This is a genomic window from Parahaliea mediterranea (genome assembly GCF_003402235.1).
GTDB lineage: Bacteria > Pseudomonadota > Gammaproteobacteria > Pseudomonadales > Halieaceae > Parahaliea > Parahaliea mediterranea.
In genome coordinates this window covers 177,344-197,801 of sequence record NZ_QEWO01000003.1, presented here as the reverse complement: position 1 = coordinate 197,801, position 20,458 = coordinate 177,344, and the positions used below count along the sequence as shown (strand labels likewise).

Genomic DNA, 20,458 nt, shown 5'->3' with positions numbered 1-20,458 from the left:
CCACTTTGGCGCCGCCCCGGGCCTGTCAGGGAATGAAGTCGCCGCCGTTGACATCCAGGCAGGCGCCGGTCACTTCCGAGGCGTAGTCCGACGCCAGCATGATCACTGCCTTGGCGCAGTTGGCGTCGGTGGGTATACGCCGCAGTGCGATGTGCTGGGCAATGCCCTCCACCACCCGTTCTTCGCTGACGCCCTGGCTGGCCGCCGCCTGGCGCACATAGCCCTGCACGTTTGGCCCCCACATCCAGCCCATGAAGGCGGAGTTGACGCGGATGCCGTATTGCCCGAGTTCCAGGGCGAGGTGGGCGGTGGCGGTTTTCAGGGCGCCCTTGGAGGCGCTATAGCCGGCGTTGTAGGCCATGGCCTTGCGCACCACCATGGTGTTCACCATCACAATGGCGCCGCCGCCGCGCTGTTTCATGCTGGGCACGGCGGCCAGGGTGAGCTGCATGGAGCCGAAGAAGTTGGTGTCCATGGTGTTGCGCCAGTCGGCCAGGTTGGCGTTTTCCACCGGGGTCATCTCGCCGCCGGTGTAGGCGCTGTTGAGCAGCACGTCCACCCCGCCAAAGTGGGCGCAGGTGGCGGCCACCAGGGCGGTGCAGGCGTCTGGGTCGGCGATGTCGGTGGGCACCTTCAATACCCGGGTGTTGAGCCCCAGGCTGGCGATGGCTGCTTCGGCGGCGTCCAGCTTGTCGGCGCTTCGCGCTGCCAGTACCACGTGGGCACCCTCCTTCGCGCAGTGGGTGGCCAGGTGCTGGCCGAGGCCGGGGCCAATGCCCGACACGATGGCTACTTTGTTGTTCAACAGCATGGCTTTGTCTCCGTCTTGTTCATGTGTGCGCCCGCGTTTGCTATACCGCCTGCCCGGCCAGGTAGCCTTCGCGCATGGCGCCTTCAATGTAGGTCACGCCGTTGCAGTCGCCGGCGGTGTGTACCGTGAAGCCCTGGTTTTCCAGCGCATCAGCCAGCGCGAGGTTGGCCGTGGTGCCGGTGGTGAGGATGATGTGGTCCGCTGCAATGGTGCGCTCCTGCTGGCTGCTGTTGCGGTAGGTGACGGTGTTGCTGTCGATGCGCAGCACCTGGGCATGGGGCAGGCACTGCACGCCCAGGGCCTCGATGTCGGCCATGTTGCGCCAGCGGCGCACCAGCATGAGTTCGCGGCCAAAGGTGCCGCCTTCTTCCAGCAGGGTCACCTGGCGCCCGCGCTGGGCCAGGAATTCCGCCAGCTCCACCGCCACCAGCCCGCCGCCAATAAACACAATGCGCTTGCCGAGTGGCATCCACAGTTTGCTGAGCTGGCGCACCAGGGCCATGTTGGCGGTCACCCGGCTCAGGGCGGCACCGGCCAGCAGTATGCGGGTGAAGCGGTCGATCTTGGATTCCAGGGCATCCAGGCCCTCGCCGGTAACCAACGAGCGAATCTGGTCGCCGTCCAGCACGTGGGGCAGATCGATGCCGGGAATATCCGGCAGGGCGCGGCCGCAACCGTTGGCCACCACCACCCGCTCCGGCGCCAGCTGCTGGATGAGGGCGGGGGTGGCTTCGGTATTCAGCCGGACATCCACCGCCAGTGTTTTCATCTGCTCGCCGAGATAGGCAACCAGTTTGCTGTTGGGGGGATAGGAGGCGCCGGAGAAAAACACCGTGCCCCCCAAACGAGGGGCCTTTTCAATCAGCGTTACCCGGTGCCCGCGCAGCGCGGCGACCCGCGCGGCTTCCATGCCGGCCGGCCCGCCACCGATGATGGCGACGTGGCGGGTGGTGGCCGCCGGTGTAATGCTGCGCTCGGTTTCAAAACCGGTTTCGGCATTCACCGCGCAGATAACGTGGCGGCGCAGGAATATCTGGCTGATACAGGTGTAGCAGTAGATGCAGGGGCGTATGTCCTGCTGGCGATTCTGCTGGATTTTGTTGGGCAGGTCCGGGTCTGCCAGCAGCTTGCGTGCCATGGTGACAAAATCGATGCTGCCCTCGCGGATCAACCGGTCGCCGGCGGCCGGCTCCACCCGCCCGGGCATGATGATGGGCACATCCACGCTGGCCTTTACCGCCGCCGCAAAGCGCGAGAAGCCCGCCGGCACATGGGTCGAGTGGCCCTCGGTATAGCAGGTGCCGGTGCTGTGGTCGCCATCGGCGCTGCAGTGTACGGCGTCGGCCCCGGCGGCCACCGCCAGGCGCGCGGTGGCACAGGCGTCTTCGTTGGTGATGCCGCCGGCGGCAAACTGGTGGGAGTCCAGGCGGAACCAGACCGGGAAGTCCTCCCCCAGTTCGGCCTTGATGGCCGCTATCACTTCCACCAGCAGCCGGGAGCGGTTTTCGATACTGCCGCCGTACGCATCGCTGCGCTTGTTGACCGAGGGGCTGAGAAAGCTGGAGATGAGATAGCCGTGGCCGGCGTGGATCTCCACCGCGTCAAAGCCGCAGCGCCGGGCGCGCTGCGCCGCTGCCACAAACTGCCCGATGACCCAGGCGATATCTTCGGCATCGGCTACCTTGTAGTGCACCTGGCAGGTCTCTGCCTGGTAGGGTTCCGACAGGGTGGCGATTTCATCCGCGGTTAAATAGCGGGTGAGGGATTCCTCGGCGTGCTCCGGCTCGCTGGGGCAGAGAAGCGGCCGGCCGGCCTGGCTGTCGTTAATGGCTTCCAGCCCGCCGTGGTGCAGTTGCACGGCGGCCAGGGCGCCGTGGTGATGGACCCGTTCTACCAGCGCCGTCAGCTCCGGTAAGTAGCGGTCGTCGGAGATCGCCACCTGGCGCCAGTTGGGCGAGCCGAGCGGCCAGCTGATACCCACCGAGCCCATGATCACCATGGCGGCGCCACCGGCGGCCCGGCGTTCGTAGTAGCGCTGGATACGCTCGCCGCAGAAGCCTTCCGACTCGGCCATGTTGGAGCCCATGGGCGACATGATGATGCGGTTGCGCAGACTGAGGCTGCCGATACGTCCGGGTGCCATCAGGTGGGGGAGGGCTGGGCTCATGGGGCGTTCCCTGTTGTCATTGCTGTATTGCAGGCAGTGAATTCACGGCGTTCAGGATACGGAGTTGCAGGGCACAGGCTGCTCACCTGAACGAATGAAAAACCCGTGACCCGCCGGTTCATTCGATCGAATGATCCTGCGCTGCCCACATGGGTCTAAGCTTTTTTCACGCATAACCACGCAGTTCGGGAGTTGACTATGGCGAATTCACTACCCACAGGCCGCGCCGCCTATGATTTCAACGGCCTGAAGGTGCTGGTAACCGGTGGCACGGCCGGTATCGGGCTGGCCACGGCACAGTACTTTGCCGATGCGGGTGCCACAGTCACCATTACCGGTACCCGCGAGGCCCCGCAACAGTACTCCGATGAGGACCTCGGCCGCTTCGACTACCGCCAGCTTTCGCTGCTGAGTCGCGACAGCATCGATGCATTGTGTGCCTCTGTGGATGCCCTGGATGTGCTGGTCAATAACGCCGGTGGCACTGGCGGCGCGCAAACACCCTATGCCTTTGAGGAATCGGTGCAGGTCAACCTGAATGCGGTATGGCAGCTCTGCCAGGGCCTGTTGCCGCGCCTGCACGAAGCCAGCGCGCCCTGTGGCGCCAGTATCGTCAACGTGGCCTCCGAGATGTCGCTGTACGCCAGCCCCTGGTTCCCCGGCTATGGCGCCGCCAAGGCGGCGGTGGTGCAGCTCACCAAGACCCTTGCCGCCCAGCACGGGGCGGCGGGGCTGCGCTGCAACGCGGTGCTGCCGGGGTCCATCCCCACGCGCATGACCCGCAGCTTTGCCGATGACGAGGCCATCCACGACGCGGTTTGCCAGCGCACCCCGCAGCAGCGCTGGGGCGACCCCGCCGAGATCGCATCGGCGGTGCTGTTTCTGGCCAGCGCCGAGGCCAGCTTCGTCAACGGCCACACCCTGGTGGTGGATGGCGGCTATTCGATCACCGATGCCTGAACCGGGCAGCAATTTCAGCAACAGGAGCAAGCAATGTACGACTTTAGCGGACAGGTAGTTCTGGTCACCGGCGCGGCGTCGGGTATCGGGCGGGCAAGTGCCGAGCGCTTTTTTGCCGAGGGCGCAAGCGTGGTGCTGGCAGACAGGAACCTGGAGGGCGTGCAGTCGGTCGCCCGGGAACTGGGCCAGGACGAGCGCCTGCACTGCCTCGGCTTTGACGCCATCGACCGCGCGTCCTGCATCGACATGGTGAATGACGCCCTGGGGCACTTCGGGCGCTTGGATGTGCTGTGCAATATCGCGGGTATTGCCGGCGGCTGGCGCCTGGAGGACATGCCGCCAGCGGACTGGCAGCGCATGATCGACATCAACCTGAACAGCCTGTTTCACATCACCCAGGCGGCCATACCGGCGCTGGTGGAAAGTCGCGGCAATGTGATCAATATGTCTTCTGCCTCGGGCAAGCAGGGCCAGCCCTATGGCACCTGCTACTGCGCGTCCAAAGCCGGGGTGATCGGGTTTTCCAAGGCGGTGGCCGCTGAGTTCGCCAGCCGCGGTGTGCGCTCCAACGCCATTTGCCCCGGCGGTGTCAAAACGCCCATCTACGACAACTACACCTTTCCCGAGAATGCCGAGATGGCGCTGATTGACCGCATGCGCTCGCTGCCAGGATTTGGCGAGGCGGAGGTGAGCGACATTACGGCCATGATCCTGTTCCTGGCTTCCAGCGAGGCGCGCTTTGTCACCGGTGTCGCCTTCGACGTCGACGGCGGGCAACTCGCGCTGTAGGCGCTCAGTTCTCTCAAACCCACGGTCCGGCTCAGGCGGCGGCGCTTGCGCCGCCGGTAACGCGCCGGGATGCCAGCAGCATGAACAGGGCCGCCGCCAGGCACATGCCCCCATAGGCCCAGAAGGCCGCGGTGTAGCTGCCGGTGTTGTCGTACAGCAGGCCGGCCAGGGGCGCGGCACCGAAGTTGAAGGGGATCACCAGCAGGGCAATCTGGCCCATCAGGGTGCCAAAGCGCTCGGCCCCGAACACCTGCCCCACCAGGGCCGACAGGGCCGGGTGGGCGCCGCCGCCACACAGTCCCAGAACCGCAATGGCGGGCACCAGCCCGGTCAACTGGTGCTGGTAGAGCAGCACCGGCCACAGCAGGGCCTGCAGGCCCAGGTTGATGCACACCGCCATCGCCGGCGACAGGCGGTCGCAAAGCCAGCCGAAGGCCATGGCGCCCACCAGGGCCGCGGTGCCGTTGACGGACAGCAGTATGGCGGCCCGGGTTGGCGCAACGCCCAAGTCCATGGCGTGCTGCACAATGTGGGTAACCAGCATGATGCCGCCGGAAAACATGACGCCAGCGATCAAGACAATGAACCAGAGCCGGCCATCGCGCAGCGACTCGCTCCAGCGCACCGTGCTGGCGGCAGGGCGGGCGCCGGCATCGGCGGCCGTCGGCTGGCGCGTTGCGGCGTTGGGCTGGTTGCGAACCAGCAACAGCAGCGGCAACACCGCCAGGTAGATAAGGCTGAAGTAGACAAACAACTGGCGCCAGCCGGTGGCGGCAATCACCGCACTGAACAGCGGGGGGCCGATGGCGATGAGAATGGGCAGGCTGACAAACCCCAGCGCCTTGCCGGTGGATTCCGGGAACCAGTTTGCCGCGAGCTTGCTGGCGGGCAGCACGCCCATGGCGGTAATGCCCATGCCCACAACCAGCCCGATACAGAGCAGGAAGCCTGCGAGCGTTGTGGTGGTGCTGGCGAGATAAAAGCCGAGCGCCGTGGTCAGCGAGCCGAACACCATCAGGTTGCGAATCGAGTAGCGATCCAGCAGGTAGCCGAGCAGGGGGGAGAATACCCCCATGACGAGGGTGATACATGCAATTCCCAGTGACACCTGGGACCGGCTGCTGCCAAAGGCCTCGGAGATTTCTCCTATCAGCAAGCCATAGCTGCCGAAGGTCAGGCCAATCGCCAGGTTTTGCATCACGGTGGCAATGGCCAGAATTACCCAGCGGTTTGGCATGCGTCGACTCCCCGTTTTCATGGTCTGTTGATGGTTCCCCCAGCGGGGAACTCCCAAGACAACAGGTTACCTCCAGGTGGCCTGGCCGGTTCATCTGTTTGGGTGAAACTGTCGCAACCGCGCCCAATGTCACCCGTTCAGATGAACTGTCGGGGGGCCCCCTGCATTAGCTTGCTACAAGAGGCTAAGAGCATTCGCGCTATCGGCCAGTGCCCGTCTAAGCAAGGTGTATGCAGTATGGCCGATCCTCCGACCCGGTAAGGCAGCGCCTGTCAAATTACGGAGTTCTTATGATTACAATAAAGTTGAAGAAACGGATCCTTCCCCTGCAATTGATGGCCGCGGCCGGCGCCTGTGTCGCCGCCACCGCCGATGTCGCGGCCCAGTCCACCAGTGCCTCCGGCGCACAGGCCAGCGGCGCGCTGGAAGAAGTGGTGGTTACCGCCCGGCGCCGCGAGGAAAGCCTGCAGAATATTCCCATCGCGGTGACCGCCCTGTCGGCGGACCAGCTTGCAGACCTGCAAATCAGCAATTTTGGCGAGGTTGGGGTAACAGTGCCCAACCTCAGTGTGGAAACCCAGTTTGGCAGCGGTTCTGCGCCGCTGTTTACCCTGCGCGGCCAGGCCACTGGTTCCACCAAGTTTCAGGTGGATTCGCGCGTGGGGTTGTACATTGACGACGTGTATCTGGGGCGCGCCATTGCTTCAGCCTTTGACCTCGCCAGCACCTGCCAGTTGGAAGTGTTGCGTGGCCCCCAGGGCACCCTGTTTGGTCGCAACTCCACCGGCGGCGCCATCAACTTCCGCAGTTGCGCACCTGCCGAGGAATTTGAAGGGCAAGTTGAGGTCACTGCGGGTGACTATGATCTCACCCGTGTCAGGGCGACGGTCGATACTGGCGAGTACAATGGTTTTTCAGCCCGCCTGACCTACCTGAACAGCAGCAACGACGGCTACGTGGACAACCGCGTGGGCGGCACTACCAAGGTGCTGTCGGCGCCGGTCGGTGAGATCGAGGCGGCGGATTCCTTTGGCGAAGAAGACAGCGAAGCCATCGGCCTGGCGCTGCGCTATACCGGTATCGACGGTTTGCAACTGGACTACCGCTTTGACTACACCGACAAGGAAAACTCGCAGTTGGGTGTGCAGTTGCTGGGTTTTGTCGATCCCGGTACTGCCGGTCTGTTCGCCGCCAGCGGGGGCATTCCCGCCAGCACCAAGCGCCTGGACTCACTGCCGCTGGATTTTACCGGCACTGGCGAACTGGAGGTGTCTGGCCACGCCTTTACCCTGCAGTATGAGTTGTCGGATAGCCTGGCCATCAAGAACATCCTGAGCTATCGCGAGTTCGAGGAACACACCGGCGGCAACGACATCGACGGCAACGCCCTCGACGGCGCCGCTCTGGGAGCCCCTGGCGTACCCTTTGCCTACATCAGTTCGTTGAATGTTCGCGACCAGGAACAGGTGTCCAACGAATTCCAGCTGATTGGCACCCACGAGAAGCTCGACTGGCTGCTTGGTCTATTCTATTTCAAGGAAGAGGGCGACTCCTACGGCCCGGTTTTCATTGGTGGCCTGTGGTTGCCGCCCGAGCCCATTCAGGTAGGGAATGTCAGTACGTTTGTTCCGAATGACTTTTTTGCCGGTGGTGAGGAGGCGGTAGAGAACGAGTCGCGCGCCATTTACGGCTCGTTGAACTACCACCTCACGGAGGCCTGGACCCTGAGCGGCGGCGTGCGCTACACCAAAGATGACCGGGAAGAGGTGATCAAGCAGGTGGCGTTTATCCCACCGGGTTCCAAGTTCGATGCAGACTTCAGCTATGTCGACTGGGACGTGTCGGCCACCTACCAGTGGAATGATGACACCAGCCTGTATGGCAAGGTGGCTACCGCCCACCTGTCGGGCGGTGTACTTGGGGGTGTGTCCTTTGACGAGGAGAAAATCATTAACTACGAGTTGGGTATCAAATCCGACTGGCTGGATAAGCGCGTGCGTTTGAACGCTGCCGTGTTCCACGCCAAAGTGGATGACCTGCAGACCAGTGAGTTTTCTCCCTCGACCGGCACCATCATTATCAATTCCGGTGAAAGTACCCAGGACGGTATCGAGCTTGAATTGACCGCTTTGCTGTGGGAAGGGTTAACCCTGAATGCCACCTACGGCTACCTCAATGATGACAAAGAGGGCGACCTGCGCTACCTGTACCCCGAGTCCAATGCTTACCTGGGCCTGCAGTACGACTTCCCGTCAACCCGCTGGGGGCTATGGAGTGCCCGGCTGGACGCCTCCTGGGAGGATGAGAGCTACGGGCTGGCCTGTCCGGTGGGCGCCAGTGTGGGTGAGGGTGGCAACTGCATCAACCTGGATCAGGTCAATCGCCAACTCGACCGGGCCATTACCAAGGGCGCCAATACCCAGCTGTCTGCCCGCCTGACCCTGGCGGAGATTCCCCTGGGTGGTAACGGCGTGCAGGGGCGCATCTCCCTGTGGGGCAAAAACCTGCTGGATACCGACGAGTTGGAGTTCCCGCGCTCGCTGGGCAACGGCACCATCGTCGGCACCTTCCAGATTCCGCGTACCTGGGGTGTCGATCTTTCGGTCAGCTTCTAGTTGCTGGCAACCGGCCTGGTTGCGCGCGCTCTCCTGCGCCCAGGCCGGTCTCAAACCGAGTTTGTTGTAAGCCCCTATACAAGGTGAGTTATGGATATCGTGATCCGCAATGGCACTATCATCGATGGTAGCGGAGGCAGCCCTTTCCAGGGAGATGTCGGCATCACTGGCCAGCATATCGCCCGGGTGGGCGAGGTACCCGAGCGAGGGCGGTACGAAATCGATGCCAGTGGTGCCATCGTTACCCCTGGCTTCGTCGACATTCATACCCATTACGATGGCCAGGTGACCTGGGGCAGCCATCTTTCGCCCTCATCCAGCCACGGCGTGACCACGGTTCTCATGGGCAACTGTGGCGTCGGTTTTGCACCGTGCCGACCCGATGACCGCGACCGCCTGATACGGCTGATGGAGGGGGTGGAGGATATTCCCCAGGTGGTGATGGCCGAGGGACTGCCATGGAACTGGGAGTCGTTCCCAGAGTACCTGGATGCGCTACAGCAGCGCCAGGCCGATGTGGATTTTGCCACCCAGGTGCCCCATGCCGCGGTGCGGGTTCACGTCATGGGCCAGCGCGGAGCGGATCGCGAAGCCGCCAGTGCCGCTGAACTGGAGCGCATGACCGAGCTGGTCGCAGAAGGTGTCCGGGCTGGTGCTTTTGGCGTAAGCACCTCGCGAACACTGGCCCACCGCACCGCGGACGGCGACCTGGCACCCACCATTGGCGCCGGCGAGGCAGAACTGATGGCGCTGGCCGCGGGCCTGAAACGTGCCGATGGTGGTGTATTCCAGCTGGTTCCCTCGTCGCAGGAGGGTGAGAACCCCGACGCTGAAATGGCTTTGTTTCGGCGCATCGTGCAGGCCTCGGGCGGGCGCCCGCTGTCCTTTTCCCTGCTGCATACGGTGCAGTTCCCCGAGCACATGCCGCGTACCCTGGCCTTGCTGGGCGAGGCTGGCGCGGCGGGCCTGCCGATCCGGGCGCAGGTGTTTACCCGCGGCATCGGCGTACTGATGGGGCTTGAGCTGTCCATGCACCCCTTTCGTTTTCACCCGAGCTACCGGGAGATCGAAGGGCTGCCCCTGGCCGAGCGCGTTGCCCGGTTGCGCGATCCGCACGTCCGGCGCCGTATCCTCTCGGAGCAGCCGGATACCAACAATGCCATCTACGCCTACTTCATGGCGCAGACCGCAGAGCTGTTCCCCTTGGGTAATCCGCCCAATTATGAGCCGGCCCCCGATGAAAGGCTGGGCCCCCAGGCCGCGCAGCGGGGGCTGAGTGTTGACGAACTCGCCTATGATTTGCTGCTGCAGGATGAAGGCCACGGGCTGCTCCTGCTGCCCGCATCCAACTATGTGGGCCACACCCTGAACCACAGCTACGACATGCTCGCGCACCCCGATACGCTGGTGGCGCTTGGCGATGGCGGGGCACACTACGGCACCATTTGTGATTCAAGCTACTCCACCCACCTACTCGCCTACTGGACCCGTGACCGCAGCAACGGCCCGCGTTTTTCCCTGCCCTGGGCGGTGCATGCGCTGAGCCAGCGCAATGCGCAGGCGGTGGGGTTCACCGATAGGGGGCTGCTGGCTGCGGGCCTACGCGCGGATATCAACATCATCGATTACGACGCACTTTGCCTGCACGCGCCGCGCATGGTGTTCGACCTGCCCGCCGGTGGTGGGCGCCTGGTGCAGGATGCCAGCGGTTACCTCATGACGATCAAGTCGGGAGAGGTCACTTATCGCGATGGGGTTGCAACGGGAGCCTTGCCCGGTCGTTTGCTGCGACGTAGATCGGAGTGATTCCACTGAACCGCCTGTTGCAAAGCCCCTGTACTCGCTTCGGGCGGCAGGTTGGCTTGTCGCTAGCGCTGGCATTGTTGGGCGCAATCGGGCTGGAGGCGGGCGCCACACCGGCGGCAACCCGTCTGTATTTTGGCGAGTTGCACCTGCACACGGCCCATTCGCTGGACAGCTATATCTTTGGCAATACCCATGGCCCGGAAGCCGCATTGCGCTTTGCCCAGGGCGAAGCGCTGACGCTGTACGGAGGCGCCACAGTGCGGCTGCAACAGCCGCTGGATTTTGTCGCGATTACCGATCATGCGGAATATATGGGCGAACTGTTCCGGTGTACGCAAGCCGGCAGCGGCAGTTACGAAAGCCAAGCCTGCCTGGCTATAAGACAGCGTGACCTGCGCGAATTCGCAGTGATGTCGGCCAGCGTCACTGACGGCGAGCGCCGCGCCGCCATTTGCGGTGACCACCCGGAGAATTGCTCGCGCGCGGCGGCGAATATCTGGCGGGATACCAGGGCCGTGGCAGAACGGCACAACCGGCCAGGGGAGTTCACCACGCTGCTGGGTTTTGAATTTTCCGACAATATCCCCCGGGCACCCAGTGCCGACGCGGTGCTTGCGTCACGTGCGCCGGGCATGCTGCATCGCAATGTGATTTTTGGGTCGGCAACGGTGCCGGACACGGTCTTCAGCGCCTATGAAGGCAGCGGCGAGGATTTGTGGCGCTGGCTGGATGCCACGTGCACCGGCGCCTGTCGGGCGCTCACCATTCCCCACAACAGCAATTATTCCTGGGGCCGCTTTTTCTGGTCGGACCGACATTCAGATGGGTCGGCATGGGATGAGCAGACACTAAAACGGCGAGCGCGACTGGAGCGCCTGGTAGAGATTTTCCAGATCAAGGGGTCGTCTGAATGCCAGGTGGGCGTGGGCCTGGCAGATGAGGACTGCAACTTCGAGCTTACTGTAGCAGCCTGCGAACCGGGGCAAAGCGAGCACTGCGCGGGGCCGGATTCGTTTCTGCGCAATGCGCTGGTGAAAGGCTTGGATATCCGCGCGAGACTCGGCTTCAACCCCTTCCAGTTCGGGTTTGTAGCCGCTACCGATAATCACAATGGAACTCCTGGGGCTGTGGTCGAGTCGCAATTCAACGGTCATCTGGGGCAACAGGACTACCGGCCGGAACAGCGCCTGGGTTTGGATGCCGGAGTTGATGCAGGCGGTGCATTTCGCCTGTTTAACCCGGGCGGGTTGACCGGTGTCTGGGCTCAAGAAAATACCCGGAGCGCGATATGGGATGCCCTGTATCGCCGCGAGGTTTTTGCCACCAGCGGGCCGAGAATAGGGGTGCGCTTTTTTGCCGGTTACGACGTTCCCGAAGATATCCACGAACGAACTGATCGCGATGCCCTGGCCTACGCGATGGGCGTGCCGATGGGCGGTGAAATGCATCCACTGGCCGAGCCCCAGCCTGGTCAGGTTTCACCCGTGTTTGCCCTGTGGGCCAACCGAGATCCGCAATCCAACCCGCTGCAGAAATTGCAGATCGTTAAAGGGTTGGTAGTAGACGGTGAACTGGCCGTGCGGGTTTATGATGTGGCCTGCTCGGATGGCCTTGAGCCGGATGCCGCTACCGCACGCTGCCCGCCCAGCGGCGCTGAGGTGGATGCCAGCAATTGCCGCCCCAGGTCGAAGCGCGGGGCGGCCGCTCTGGCAACAAGCTGGCGCGATCCTGATTTTGATCCGCGCCAGCGGGCGGTGTACTACGTGCGTGTTTTTGAAACCCCCTCCTGTCGCTGGACCCACTACGATGCCCTGCGACTGGGTCGGGAGAAAGACCTACCTCTTGAAACTGTGCAGGAGCGGGCCTGGACTTCCCCTATCTGGTTCGAGCCCCAGGCGCGCCAGCTGGAGTAGGCTCAATTGGCCGCGCTTCGTGTTGAAGTGGCATTCAGGAACCGTTGAACCTGGAACGTGCGAACACGAGGACAACCATTAAACCTGCCAATATGGTGAGGATCCAGTGTGGTGCCGTCGGAATGGCAGCAAACGAGCCCGGCCCTGTGGCCACGACAGGAATACCGATACCGCCCGGGTCACGAATGGTTCCGACAGCGGGATCAGCATCACCGGGGCCGTTATCCGTGATGGTAAAGGTGACCGTATCGCCTGAAATGTTTGCGGGAATCGTGAACCAGCCTCGACTTCCATCATACTTGTAATATTCGGAACCCGACGGGATAACGCTAGGATACTCGATGCTCGCCTCGACACTGAACCCTGGTGCGCAACCCGAGAAGGTGAATCCAAACCCCCCGTGGGGAAGAGTAATACCTTCAGGCGGCGGTGCCGGAATAGTTAAAGTCTGCGCATCGGAAACTACGCAACCTGTATCTGTGTCAGAGGGAGTCAGCGCAATGCGCACGGTGCCTGTACCCGTCGGCGAAGGTTCTTCTATTTCAATGGGGTCTTGCGGCTCCTCGTTTGGATTCGGTGCCAGCGGACCCAGCGTACCCTCAAGGATGTAGAAAACGTCGGCGCTAGCCTTCGTCACGCGTCTTTCGCCATTGCGGCGTACGTCCAATGTTACGCTCGTAGCATGCCAGGACGCGCCGAACAGGTTGTCGGGGGTACGGGTAATGCTGTGAGTGCAGGTAAGCGCTGTCGGGGCGATCTCACTCCAGACGGGGACACCACCGCCTCCAAAGGTGGCAAAGTCACTAAATGCACCGCATCCAGAGCGGGTTCCTGTTGCGCCGACCCCGATTGCCGGGCTCGTTCGGATGAGTACATCCCGGCCGCCCGCATATCCGTTAAACGGGGTTGTGCCGTCCTGATAGTTGTAGTCCCTGCAGGATTGGAACTCGTTCGTGATCTGGTCGATGTAATAACAGAACCCGAACTGGTTAAACTCGATTGCGCTGTAGCATGGCGAGGGCTCCCAAAAGCCGGTCGTTGCATTACCTCTCTCACAGGCAGGTAGGCTAGGTGTGGCTGTCAGCTGAACCGAGCCATTTCCAGACAGCGCGCCCGACGAGGAAAGGTCAACAAACTCACTATCCTCGACGCAGGCACCCCGGGGCGGGTCGAATGAACGATCACACAGCGGCAATGGTCTCACGGGCGCAGGGGTGCCCGGAGGCGCTGCCTGAATCGCGCCCGCCAAGGAACTCCCCACCAGCAGCATGAAGGAGAAGCGAATAATCGCCACGGTTACTCTAATACTATCCTTGCTTCTTTCGATAACTTTCACGTCAATGCCTCATCGAGTGGTTGTACTTCTTGTCAGCACCTGGCAGGACCTTGATGTCCCTCAGCGGTTGTAGAGAATCTGTTCGGCGCGGGCGGCAATATTGAATGCGGGTCCAAAATCCACGGGAGAAAGATCCGGGTTGTTGAGCATGATGACGACCACGTAGGTGCCCTTGTCGTCGGATTCCAGCAGCCAGCTCAGGGTAAAGACAAAGTTCCCATCCACCGTGGCCAGGGAGCCACCCTTCTGCCATACGCGATCCCAGCGCTTGCGCAGGGACAGCAGCACGGCGTCGGCGCCGGCTGCCTGATCCAGTAGTTCAAAGGCCTCGCTGCGATTGTCGTAGCTGCGCAGGCCCGCGTAGGCCTGGCATACGTCGAAAGCGCTCGCCGCCCAGCTGCTCTCCAGCAGCGCATTCCAGTTGTTGTACGAATACCGGCTTACGGGGCCCAGGGGCTCAATCTCGTTTGCCAGAATCTTGCGCTGCTGGTTGTCGTTGCGGTTGGCGTAGGCGCGGGCACGGGCCGGGGTCAGGCTCCAGAGAATGTGAAACTGCTCATTCACGCTAAGGAACGGGGTGAGTGATGACTTGTTCTTGTTCTTGAAGCGCCCGAGGATTTTTTCGAGGCGAGGGCGGGGAATCAATTCATGGATGTGATCCGTGGCGGTATTGTCGCTGACGCCCAGCATCAGGTTGGCCATCTGCGCGAGGGGAATCTGGGTGCCAGGGGTCACGTTGTTGATGGCACTACCGGGGGCGTACTCGGCGCTGCTCATCGGCACCATCGCCGAGGCGTCGATGCGGCCAGCGCGGATTTCTTCCGCCAGCGCTCCGAGCACCCAGAGCTTGAAGATCGATCCCGTGGGGTAGGGCAACTGGGCGTTGTGCCCGTACATTCCTTTGCAGCGGTCGTTCTCTATGCGGGCCACGAGCATGGCGGTTTTCGTCGCGAGTCCCTTTACGGACTGGCCCAGGGAGGCGAGATTTGCATTGGCAAATTCCGCAGTGACGTTATTGCCATTGGTAAACAGGCCGGGGGTCCAGGACAGGCTGGTGATCAGTCCGTCGTCGCTGCCATTGCCGTAGTCGGCGTTCAGGGAAAGGAACATAGCGTTGTCGACGCGCCCCCGCTGGGCAATGAGGCCCCGGGTGTACACCGGTGTGGCGGTGATCAGGTCGTCTATCACAGGGTCAGAGATTTCGGCACGCATGGCGGCGATTTCGTCACGCATCGTTGCCGCGGGAATCTGGGCGAGAAAATCCGGATGGAAGTGTGCTTTGATCTCGCTGAGGCTTGTGCTCGCGGAGCCGAGTTCCTCCAGCAGCCAGCGCAGCTGGTTTGTGGCGCTGCCATCGGGGAGTTCGAAGTTGCCGTTAACGTCGCGGAACAGGGGCTCGATGGGTCGCCGGAAGCGGGCGACGGCGGAGGGTACCTCCGCACCCTCCTGTTCAGCGACCACATCCGCAGCGATGTCGAAGCTGCAGCGATTGCCCTGGGGAGTCTGGCAGTTCTCCCAGGCGTCAAACAGCCAGCCTGCTTTTGGCGTGGCGGTGTAGGTCTCGAGGTAGCGACCCTCGATGTCGAAGCGGCACTCCCCCGAGGCGCAGTCCCGGGTGCCCGTAGCCGAGCTGACACTGCCCTGGCCAGTGATGAGTATGCCGTGACGACAGGCGCCCAGGAGCGCTCCCAGGGCGATGACGCCGATGGTTCGCACGAGGCGTGTTGATGAAGTGGTCATGGGGCTTCCCCGCTTCGAAGGTTGGTGTGGGCACGGTGCCGGATGCCTCTGTATCTCTTACGCGCGGTGGCGGTGTGAAAAGGCTCACAATCACGTGCTTTCTGGTCGCGAGGACAATCGGTTCGTCGATGCCCACCACTCGTTTCGGGTTATACTTTTGCCATGGCAGCGCCCGGGAACAAGTCGCGTGATGTGACCACTCTGCTCCGTGCCTGGTCCTCTGGGGATCAGGCGGCGGAACACGAAGTATTGCCGCTCATCTATGAGGAGCTACGGCGCATTGCACGCACCGGGCTCAATGGTGAAGCGGGATCCATCACGCTCCAGGCGACGGATCTGGTGAACGAAGCCTATCTGCGCCTGTCGCAGCAATGCGAAACCAACTGGCAGGATCGGCAACATTTTTTCGCGGTGACCGCGACCGTGGTGCGTCGTATTCTCCTCGACGCCGCGCGGCGACGCCTGGCGGACAAACGCGATCGGCGCCGCGAAGTGATGTCCCTGGACGCGGATCCCGATGCGCCGATTCCAGCCCAGGCCATGACCCCTGCACGAGCTGCCGAACTCATTGATCTGGACAGCGCCCTGGATGACCTGTCGGCGGTCTACCCGCGCCAGGCACATCTGGTGGAGCTGCGCTATTTTTCGGGTCTGTCCGTGGATGAGAGCGCGGCCTACCTGTCCGTTTCACCGGCGACGGTAAAGCGCGACTGGGTGATGGCTAAGGCCTGGCTGCTACGGCGCCTGTCGGAATCGGGTAGCGCGCCCATTGGACCCTGACCGCCTCGCGCAACTTTTCGACGAGACGGTGGCGCTGTCCACCTCCGCCCAGCGCGAGGCCGTGCTGGAGCATCTGGACAAACAAGACCCCGCCATGGCGGCGGAGCTGCGCGCGCTCCTTGCGGCGCACGACGCCAGCGGCGATTTTCTCGAGGATTCGGCGCTCAATGAGGCGGCGGCGCTGGTTCCGGATCTGCTTGGCTCCTCGCTGATTGGCTCTTCCATCGGCCCCTGGCGCATCGATGCCCTGATACAGAGCGGCGGCATGGGCAGCGTCTTCGAGGCCGTGCGCCTGGGTGAGGGTTTTGCCCAGCGTGCCGCACTGAAGCTGGTGCGGTTGGGCTTTGAGTCGCCGGAACTGATTGCCCGCTTCGCCCGCGAACGCCAGCTGCTGGCGCGCGTGGATCATCCCAATATCGCCCGCCTGCTCGACGGTGGAACCACGGACGATGGCCTGCCCTGGCTGGCGATGGACTATGTGGATGGCCTGCCCATCGACACCTATGCGGATCACCGTCGCCTGAGCCTGGTGCAGCGCCTGGCGCTGTTCGACCAGGTGGCGGATGCGATCGCCTCCCTGCATCAGATACTGATTACGCACCGGGACATCAAGATGTCCAACGTACTGGTGGACAAACAGGGGCGGGCCAAGGTGCTGGACTTCGGCATCGCCAGCCTGCTGGATGAAACCGCCTCGCCGGAGGCGACGGTGGAGCGGCGCATCAGCTTTGGCAGCGCAGCACCGGAGCAGCTGCGCGGGGAAGGCATAAGCACGGCGACGGATGTCTATGGCCTGGGGGTGCTGCTCTACACGCTGCTTGCGGGGGTGCCGCCCTACCGGATCACCACGGAGATGTCCGCGGCCGAGATCGAGGCGCTCATCTGCGATGTGGATCCCCTGCCGGCGAGCATAGCGCTGCGCAAAGCCGGGCAAGTGGCGGACATCGCTGCCATGCGGCGAAGCTCCGTGGCGCGCCTCGCCCAGGCGCTGCGCGGCGATCTGGATACGATTCTCGCCAAAGCCCTGCACAAGGATCCGTTGCGTCGCTATGGCTCCGTGGCGGATCTGCGCGCGGATCTGCAGCGTTACCAGCAGCGACGGCCCATTGTCGCCCGCGGTGATTCCCGAGCCTATCGCGTGAACCGGTTCATCCGCCGTCACTGGAAGGGGCTGCTGGCGACTGCCGCGGTGATCTCGTCCCTGGCCGTGGGGCTGGGCGTGGCGCTGTGGCAGGCGGATGAGGCGCGCCAGCAGCGGGATCGGGCCCAGGCCATGAACAGTTTCATGCAGGAAGTGCTCGCCGAGGCGGACCCCTACGCGGCGGATCAGGATCGTACAGTACGGGAGGTGCTCACGGACGCGAGCGCGCTGCTGGATGAGCGCTTCGTTTCCCAGCCACTGCTGGAGGCCTCCCTGCGCCAGAGCGTGGGGGGAGTGCAGCTCACGCTGCTGGATCTCGATGGCGGTGAGCGCAATCTGCGCCGTGCGCAGGCGTTGCTGGAAGAGACCGTCGCTGCGGATGCCGAAGTTCTGCTGCGCACGCGGGCGCACCTGGCGTGGCTCGAGTACGAGCGGGAGAACTACGACCGCTCCCGCGCGGCGTACCTGGACGTCATCGCCGATTTCACCCCCGCCCACAATGCGGAGTTCCGGGCCCTGATCCACAATGACCTGGGTGTGGTGCTGGTGGGCATGGAGCTTTGGCAGGAGGCCATTGATCACCAAACGGCGGCGATGCGCCTCAGCCCCGAGTCGCCGGATCGCACGGCCACGTTGATCAATCTGGGCCATGCCTACGATGGTCTGGGAGAGCTGGAACAGGCCAGGCGCTATTATCTGCAGGCCATCGAGCGCCTGCGGGCGCTGGGAGAGCGGGGAGTGATTGCGGATCTTGCGCACGCGCTGAACAACTATGGCAATGTGCTGAGCCAGAAGGGCCGGAATGACGAAGCGCTGCCGCTCTATCTGGAGTCGCTGGAGGTGCGACGCCAGGTATTTGGTCCAGACTCGGATTCCGTGGCGTCCCAGCACCTGAACGTCGGGCGCCTGCTCCTCGATATGCACAGGCCGCAAGACGCGGTGGGGCATCTGGCTGCGGCGGTGCGAATTTTTCCCCGCTACCGTGACGAAAGTTCGATCTACCTGCGGGTGGGTCGCATGTCCCAGGCCCGGGCGGTGCTCCTGGTCAGTGAGGATCCGCAGGAACGGGCTGCGGCCATCGCGACGCTGGAGACAGTGGTCGCTGCTTTTGACGAGGATGGGGACATGCGCGAGTCACGTTTCATGGACCAGGCCCGCGCCTGGCTGGCCGATGCGCGGCGCTGATCCACAGCCCTGGCGGTGGTAGATCCAATTCCCCCGACGGTCACGTTGGTGATGTTCATCAAACAGGTATTGGACAAAGGCGGGTTCATTGCTCTCGCCGGTGAAATTCCAAAAGAGCAGTGTGCTATTGATACACCGCCTTGTCCGCATGCCAGCTGGACCACACGCCATTGTTGGGCATCTGGTAGGCGTTGATGTCCCGGTCAATCACAATCTGCACCAGTGCCGGCTTTTGCGCCGCCAGCGCGCGTTGCATAGCCGGGCCAATTTCGTCGCTGCGCGTGCAGAACTCACCGTGGGCGCCGAGGGTGCGGGCCATTTCATCCAGGCGTACAAACTCGTGGTCCACTTCAAAGGTGCGCCCGCACACCTGCATGTAGTAGGGCACCTCCAGCGACCAGCCCGCGTCGTAGCCCACCACAATCACCACCGGCAGGTTGTGGCGCACGGCGGTCTCCAGCTCCATGGGGTAAAAGCCAAAGGCGCCATCGCCGGTGATCACACAGACGCGGCGCCCGTCGTCGCGGGCGGCCAGCGCCGCGCCCAGCCCGTAGGGCACACCGCTGCCCAGCATGCCCTGCTTGATGGCGGCCAGGTTCTCGCTGATGGGATGGTGCAGTAGATTCATGGCCCAGATTTTGAAAGCGCCGCCATCGCGCACGATGATGGCCTGCTCCGGCAGGGCCCGCTGCACTTCCACGATGGCGCGGCCCGGGTGTATGGGCTGGCTGTCGGTGGTGGCGCTGTAGAGCGAACGGTAGTGGGCCTCGCGCGCTTGTTGCCAGGTGCCAAGGCGTTTGGCGTTGCGCTCGGGCTCGGCGCCGGCGCGCTGCACTGCATCCACCAGGCGCGGCATTACCCGGCGCAAATCGCCGGCCAGGGCCACATCCACCGGCCGGTTGCGGCCGAGGGCCGCCGGGTCGCGATCAATGTGTATCCAGCGCTGTGTGGCGGGATCGCCAAAAAAGTTCGGAAAGCCCTGCTGGCTGCGGGCGTAGGGCTGGCCACCAAAGGCCACCTGCTCGCTGATGGATGAGCCCAGCACCAGCACTGTGTCTGCCTGGGCGGCAATGTCCGAGCCCGGCGCCACGCCCAGGTCAAACAGCTGGGGGTGGGTGTCTGGCAGCACGCCGCGCCCGGCGGGGGTGGTGATGACCGGGCACCCCAGCGCCCGCGCCAGCTGTTCCAGGGCTGCTTGCATCCGCGACAGGCGCAGCCCGGCCCCGGCCAGAATCAGCGGCAGCGGCGAGGCCACCAGCTCTTCGGCCAGCGCGGCGAGGTCGGCGTCGCAGACGGTGTCGACGAAGCTCGCCGGACGATAGCGCTGCGGCGGGGCCAGCGGCCCAAAGTCGTGCTCTTCCAGCAGCAGGTCGAAGGGCAGCCCGATGTACACCGGGCCGGGGGTGCCGGTGTGCAGTTGCCGAAAGGCCTCCTGGAAAATGGCGTCGGCCTCCAGCGGGTTTTCGATCATGGCGCAGTATTTGGTGATGGGCTTTACCACCTCAAGGTTGGGTGGGCACTGGAACTGGCTGCGGCGCGGTGAGTTGCGTGCCAGCACGGTGCGCTCCGAGCCCAGGTAGAGTATGGGCAGGTTCTCGCTCCAGGAGTTGGCGATCACCGGGTAGAGATTAATCGCGCCCGGCCCCACGCTGCCGCCAACCACCGCCATGCGCCCGGTGAGCTGCGCGTAGGCCTCGGCCATATAGCCCGCCGCCGCTTCGTGGTGGGGTGCGATCAGCGGCGCCCCTCGGCGGTCCAGGGCGTCGTGCAATTTGCCGAAGGTGACCTCCGGCAGCGAGAAAAAACGGTCCACGCCCTCGCCCAGCAGCAGATCCGCGATGCGCTCCCCCAGTGCCTGTGTACTCATAAGCCGCTCCAGTATGCCAGTGAGTCTTGCAGTCTATTGGCGCGGGATGGGCCGGCATCATTCCTTCGAATGAAATTGCCAGCCCAGGGGCGGGCGCGTGCTCGCGCGTCA

Annotated in this window: 13 protein-coding genes; 7 read left to right on the top strand and 6 right to left on the bottom strand. The window is 63.4% G+C overall.

Going from position 1 to position 20,458, the window contains the following annotated elements; translation table 11 throughout:
• Positions 1 to 25 precede the first annotated feature (25 nt).
• Complete coding sequence (locus DDZ17_RS10260) at positions 26 to 811, bottom strand: SDR family oxidoreductase (RefSeq protein WP_116366518.1); 786 nt, start codon at positions 809 to 811, stop codon at positions 26 to 28.
• A 40-nt stretch (positions 812 to 851) separates the two neighbouring features.
• On the bottom strand, positions 852 to 2,978 hold the full coding sequence (locus DDZ17_RS10255; RefSeq protein WP_116366516.1) for an FAD-dependent oxidoreductase: 2,127 nt from the start codon (positions 2,976 to 2,978) through the stop codon (positions 852 to 854).
• A 198-nt stretch (positions 2,979 to 3,176) separates the two neighbouring features.
• Between DDZ17_RS10255 and DDZ17_RS10250 the strand changes: the two genes are divergently transcribed.
• Positions 3,177 to 3,938, top strand: coding sequence for an SDR family NAD(P)-dependent oxidoreductase (locus tag DDZ17_RS10250; protein ID WP_116366514.1), 762 nt, complete (start codon positions 3,177 to 3,179; stop codon positions 3,936 to 3,938).
• A 33-nt stretch (positions 3,939 to 3,971) separates the two neighbouring features.
• Entirely contained in the window at positions 3,972 to 4,727 is a 756-nt protein-coding gene (locus DDZ17_RS10245) for an SDR family NAD(P)-dependent oxidoreductase (RefSeq protein ID WP_116366512.1), read from the top strand.
• 31 nt (positions 4,728 to 4,758) lie between these two features.
• On the opposite strand, the gene DDZ17_RS10240 is transcribed toward DDZ17_RS10245, so the two are convergent.
• A complete protein-coding gene (locus DDZ17_RS10240; protein WP_157976569.1) occupies positions 4,759 to 5,964 on the bottom strand; it encodes an MFS transporter in 1,206 nt (401 codons plus the stop codon).
• A 290-nt stretch (positions 5,965 to 6,254) separates the two neighbouring features.
• On the opposite strand from DDZ17_RS10240, the gene DDZ17_RS10235 reads away from it, so the two are divergent.
• The 3 genes from DDZ17_RS10235 (at position 6,255) to DDZ17_RS10225 (ending at position 12,298) form a co-directional block, all read left to right on the top strand.
• On the top strand, positions 6,255 to 8,579 hold the full coding sequence (locus DDZ17_RS10235; protein WP_170150200.1) for a TonB-dependent receptor: 2,325 nt from the start codon (positions 6,255 to 6,257) through the stop codon (positions 8,577 to 8,579).
• Positions 8,580 to 8,669: 90 nt separating this feature from the next.
• Positions 8,670 to 10,385 carry an N-acyl-D-amino-acid deacylase family protein gene (locus DDZ17_RS10230; RefSeq protein ID WP_116366507.1) on the top strand — a complete coding sequence of 572 codons (1,716 nt, stop codon included), beginning with the start codon at positions 8,670 to 8,672 and terminating at the stop codon, positions 10,383 to 10,385.
• Positions 10,382 to 12,298 carry a DUF3604 domain-containing protein gene (locus DDZ17_RS10225; RefSeq protein ID WP_277749311.1) on the top strand — a complete coding sequence of 639 codons (1,917 nt, stop codon included), beginning with the start codon at positions 10,382 to 10,384 and terminating at the stop codon, positions 12,296 to 12,298. The genes DDZ17_RS10230 and DDZ17_RS10225 overlap by 4 nt, the downstream gene beginning before the upstream one ends.
• Before the next feature lie 34 nt (positions 12,299 to 12,332).
• Here the strand turns inward: DDZ17_RS10225 and DDZ17_RS22385 are convergent, their stop codons facing one another.
• Entirely contained in the window at positions 12,333 to 13,634 is a 1,302-nt protein-coding gene (locus DDZ17_RS22385) for a choice-of-anchor U domain-containing protein (protein WP_157976567.1), read from the bottom strand.
• A 60-nt stretch (positions 13,635 to 13,694) separates the two neighbouring features.
• Positions 13,695 to 15,374: a serine hydrolase gene (locus DDZ17_RS10220; protein ID WP_116366502.1), complete on the bottom strand. Its 1,680-nt coding sequence runs from the start codon at positions 15,372 to 15,374 to the stop codon at positions 13,695 to 13,697.
• A 192-nt stretch (positions 15,375 to 15,566) separates the two neighbouring features.
• Here DDZ17_RS10220 and DDZ17_RS10215 point away from each other — a divergent pair, with 192 nt between their 5' ends.
• A complete protein-coding gene (locus DDZ17_RS10215) occupies positions 15,567 to 16,154 on the top strand; it encodes a sigma-70 family RNA polymerase sigma factor (RefSeq protein WP_206613516.1) in 588 nt (195 codons plus the stop codon).
• Positions 16,144 to 18,480, top strand: coding sequence for a serine/threonine-protein kinase (locus DDZ17_RS10210; RefSeq protein ID WP_116366498.1), 2,337 nt, complete (start codon positions 16,144 to 16,146; stop codon positions 18,478 to 18,480). The genes DDZ17_RS10215 and DDZ17_RS10210 overlap by 11 nt, the downstream gene beginning before the upstream one ends.
• A gap of 124 nt (positions 18,481 to 18,604) precedes the next feature.
• On the opposite strand, the gene DDZ17_RS10205 is transcribed toward DDZ17_RS10210, so the two are convergent.
• Positions 18,605 to 20,347 (bottom strand): thiamine pyrophosphate-binding protein, encoded by a 1,743-nt coding sequence (locus tag DDZ17_RS10205; RefSeq protein WP_116366496.1) that lies wholly within the window; start codon positions 20,345 to 20,347, stop codon positions 18,605 to 18,607.
• Positions 20,348 to 20,458: the final 111 nt, after the last annotated feature.

Coding starts and splice junctions, on each gene's coding strand:
- DDZ17_RS10205 (WP_116366496.1), bottom strand. CDS start 20,347: ATGAGTACACAGGCACTGGGGGAGCGCATCGCGGATCTGCTGCTGGGC.
- DDZ17_RS10260 (WP_116366518.1), bottom strand. CDS start 811: ATGCTGTTGAACAACAAAGTAGCCATCGTGTCGGGCATTGGCCCCGGC.
- DDZ17_RS10235 (WP_170150200.1), top strand. CDS start 6,255: ATGATTACAATAAAGTTGAAGAAACGGATCCTTCCCCTGCAATTGATG.
- DDZ17_RS10230 (WP_116366507.1), top strand. CDS start 8,670: ATGGATATCGTGATCCGCAATGGCACTATCATCGATGGTAGCGGAGGC.
- DDZ17_RS10240 (WP_157976569.1), bottom strand. CDS start 5,964: ATGCCAAACCGCTGGGTAATTCTGGCCATTGCCACCGTGATGCAAAAC.
- DDZ17_RS10250 (WP_116366514.1), top strand. CDS start 3,177: ATGGCGAATTCACTACCCACAGGCCGCGCCGCCTATGATTTCAACGGC.
- DDZ17_RS10245 (WP_116366512.1), top strand. CDS start 3,972: ATGTACGACTTTAGCGGACAGGTAGTTCTGGTCACCGGCGCGGCGTCG.
- DDZ17_RS10255 (WP_116366516.1), bottom strand. CDS start 2,978: ATGAGCCCAGCCCTCCCCCACCTGATGGCACCCGGACGTATCGGCAGC.
- DDZ17_RS10220 (WP_116366502.1), bottom strand. CDS start 15,374: ATGACCACTTCATCAACACGCCTCGTGCGAACCATCGGCGTCATCGCC.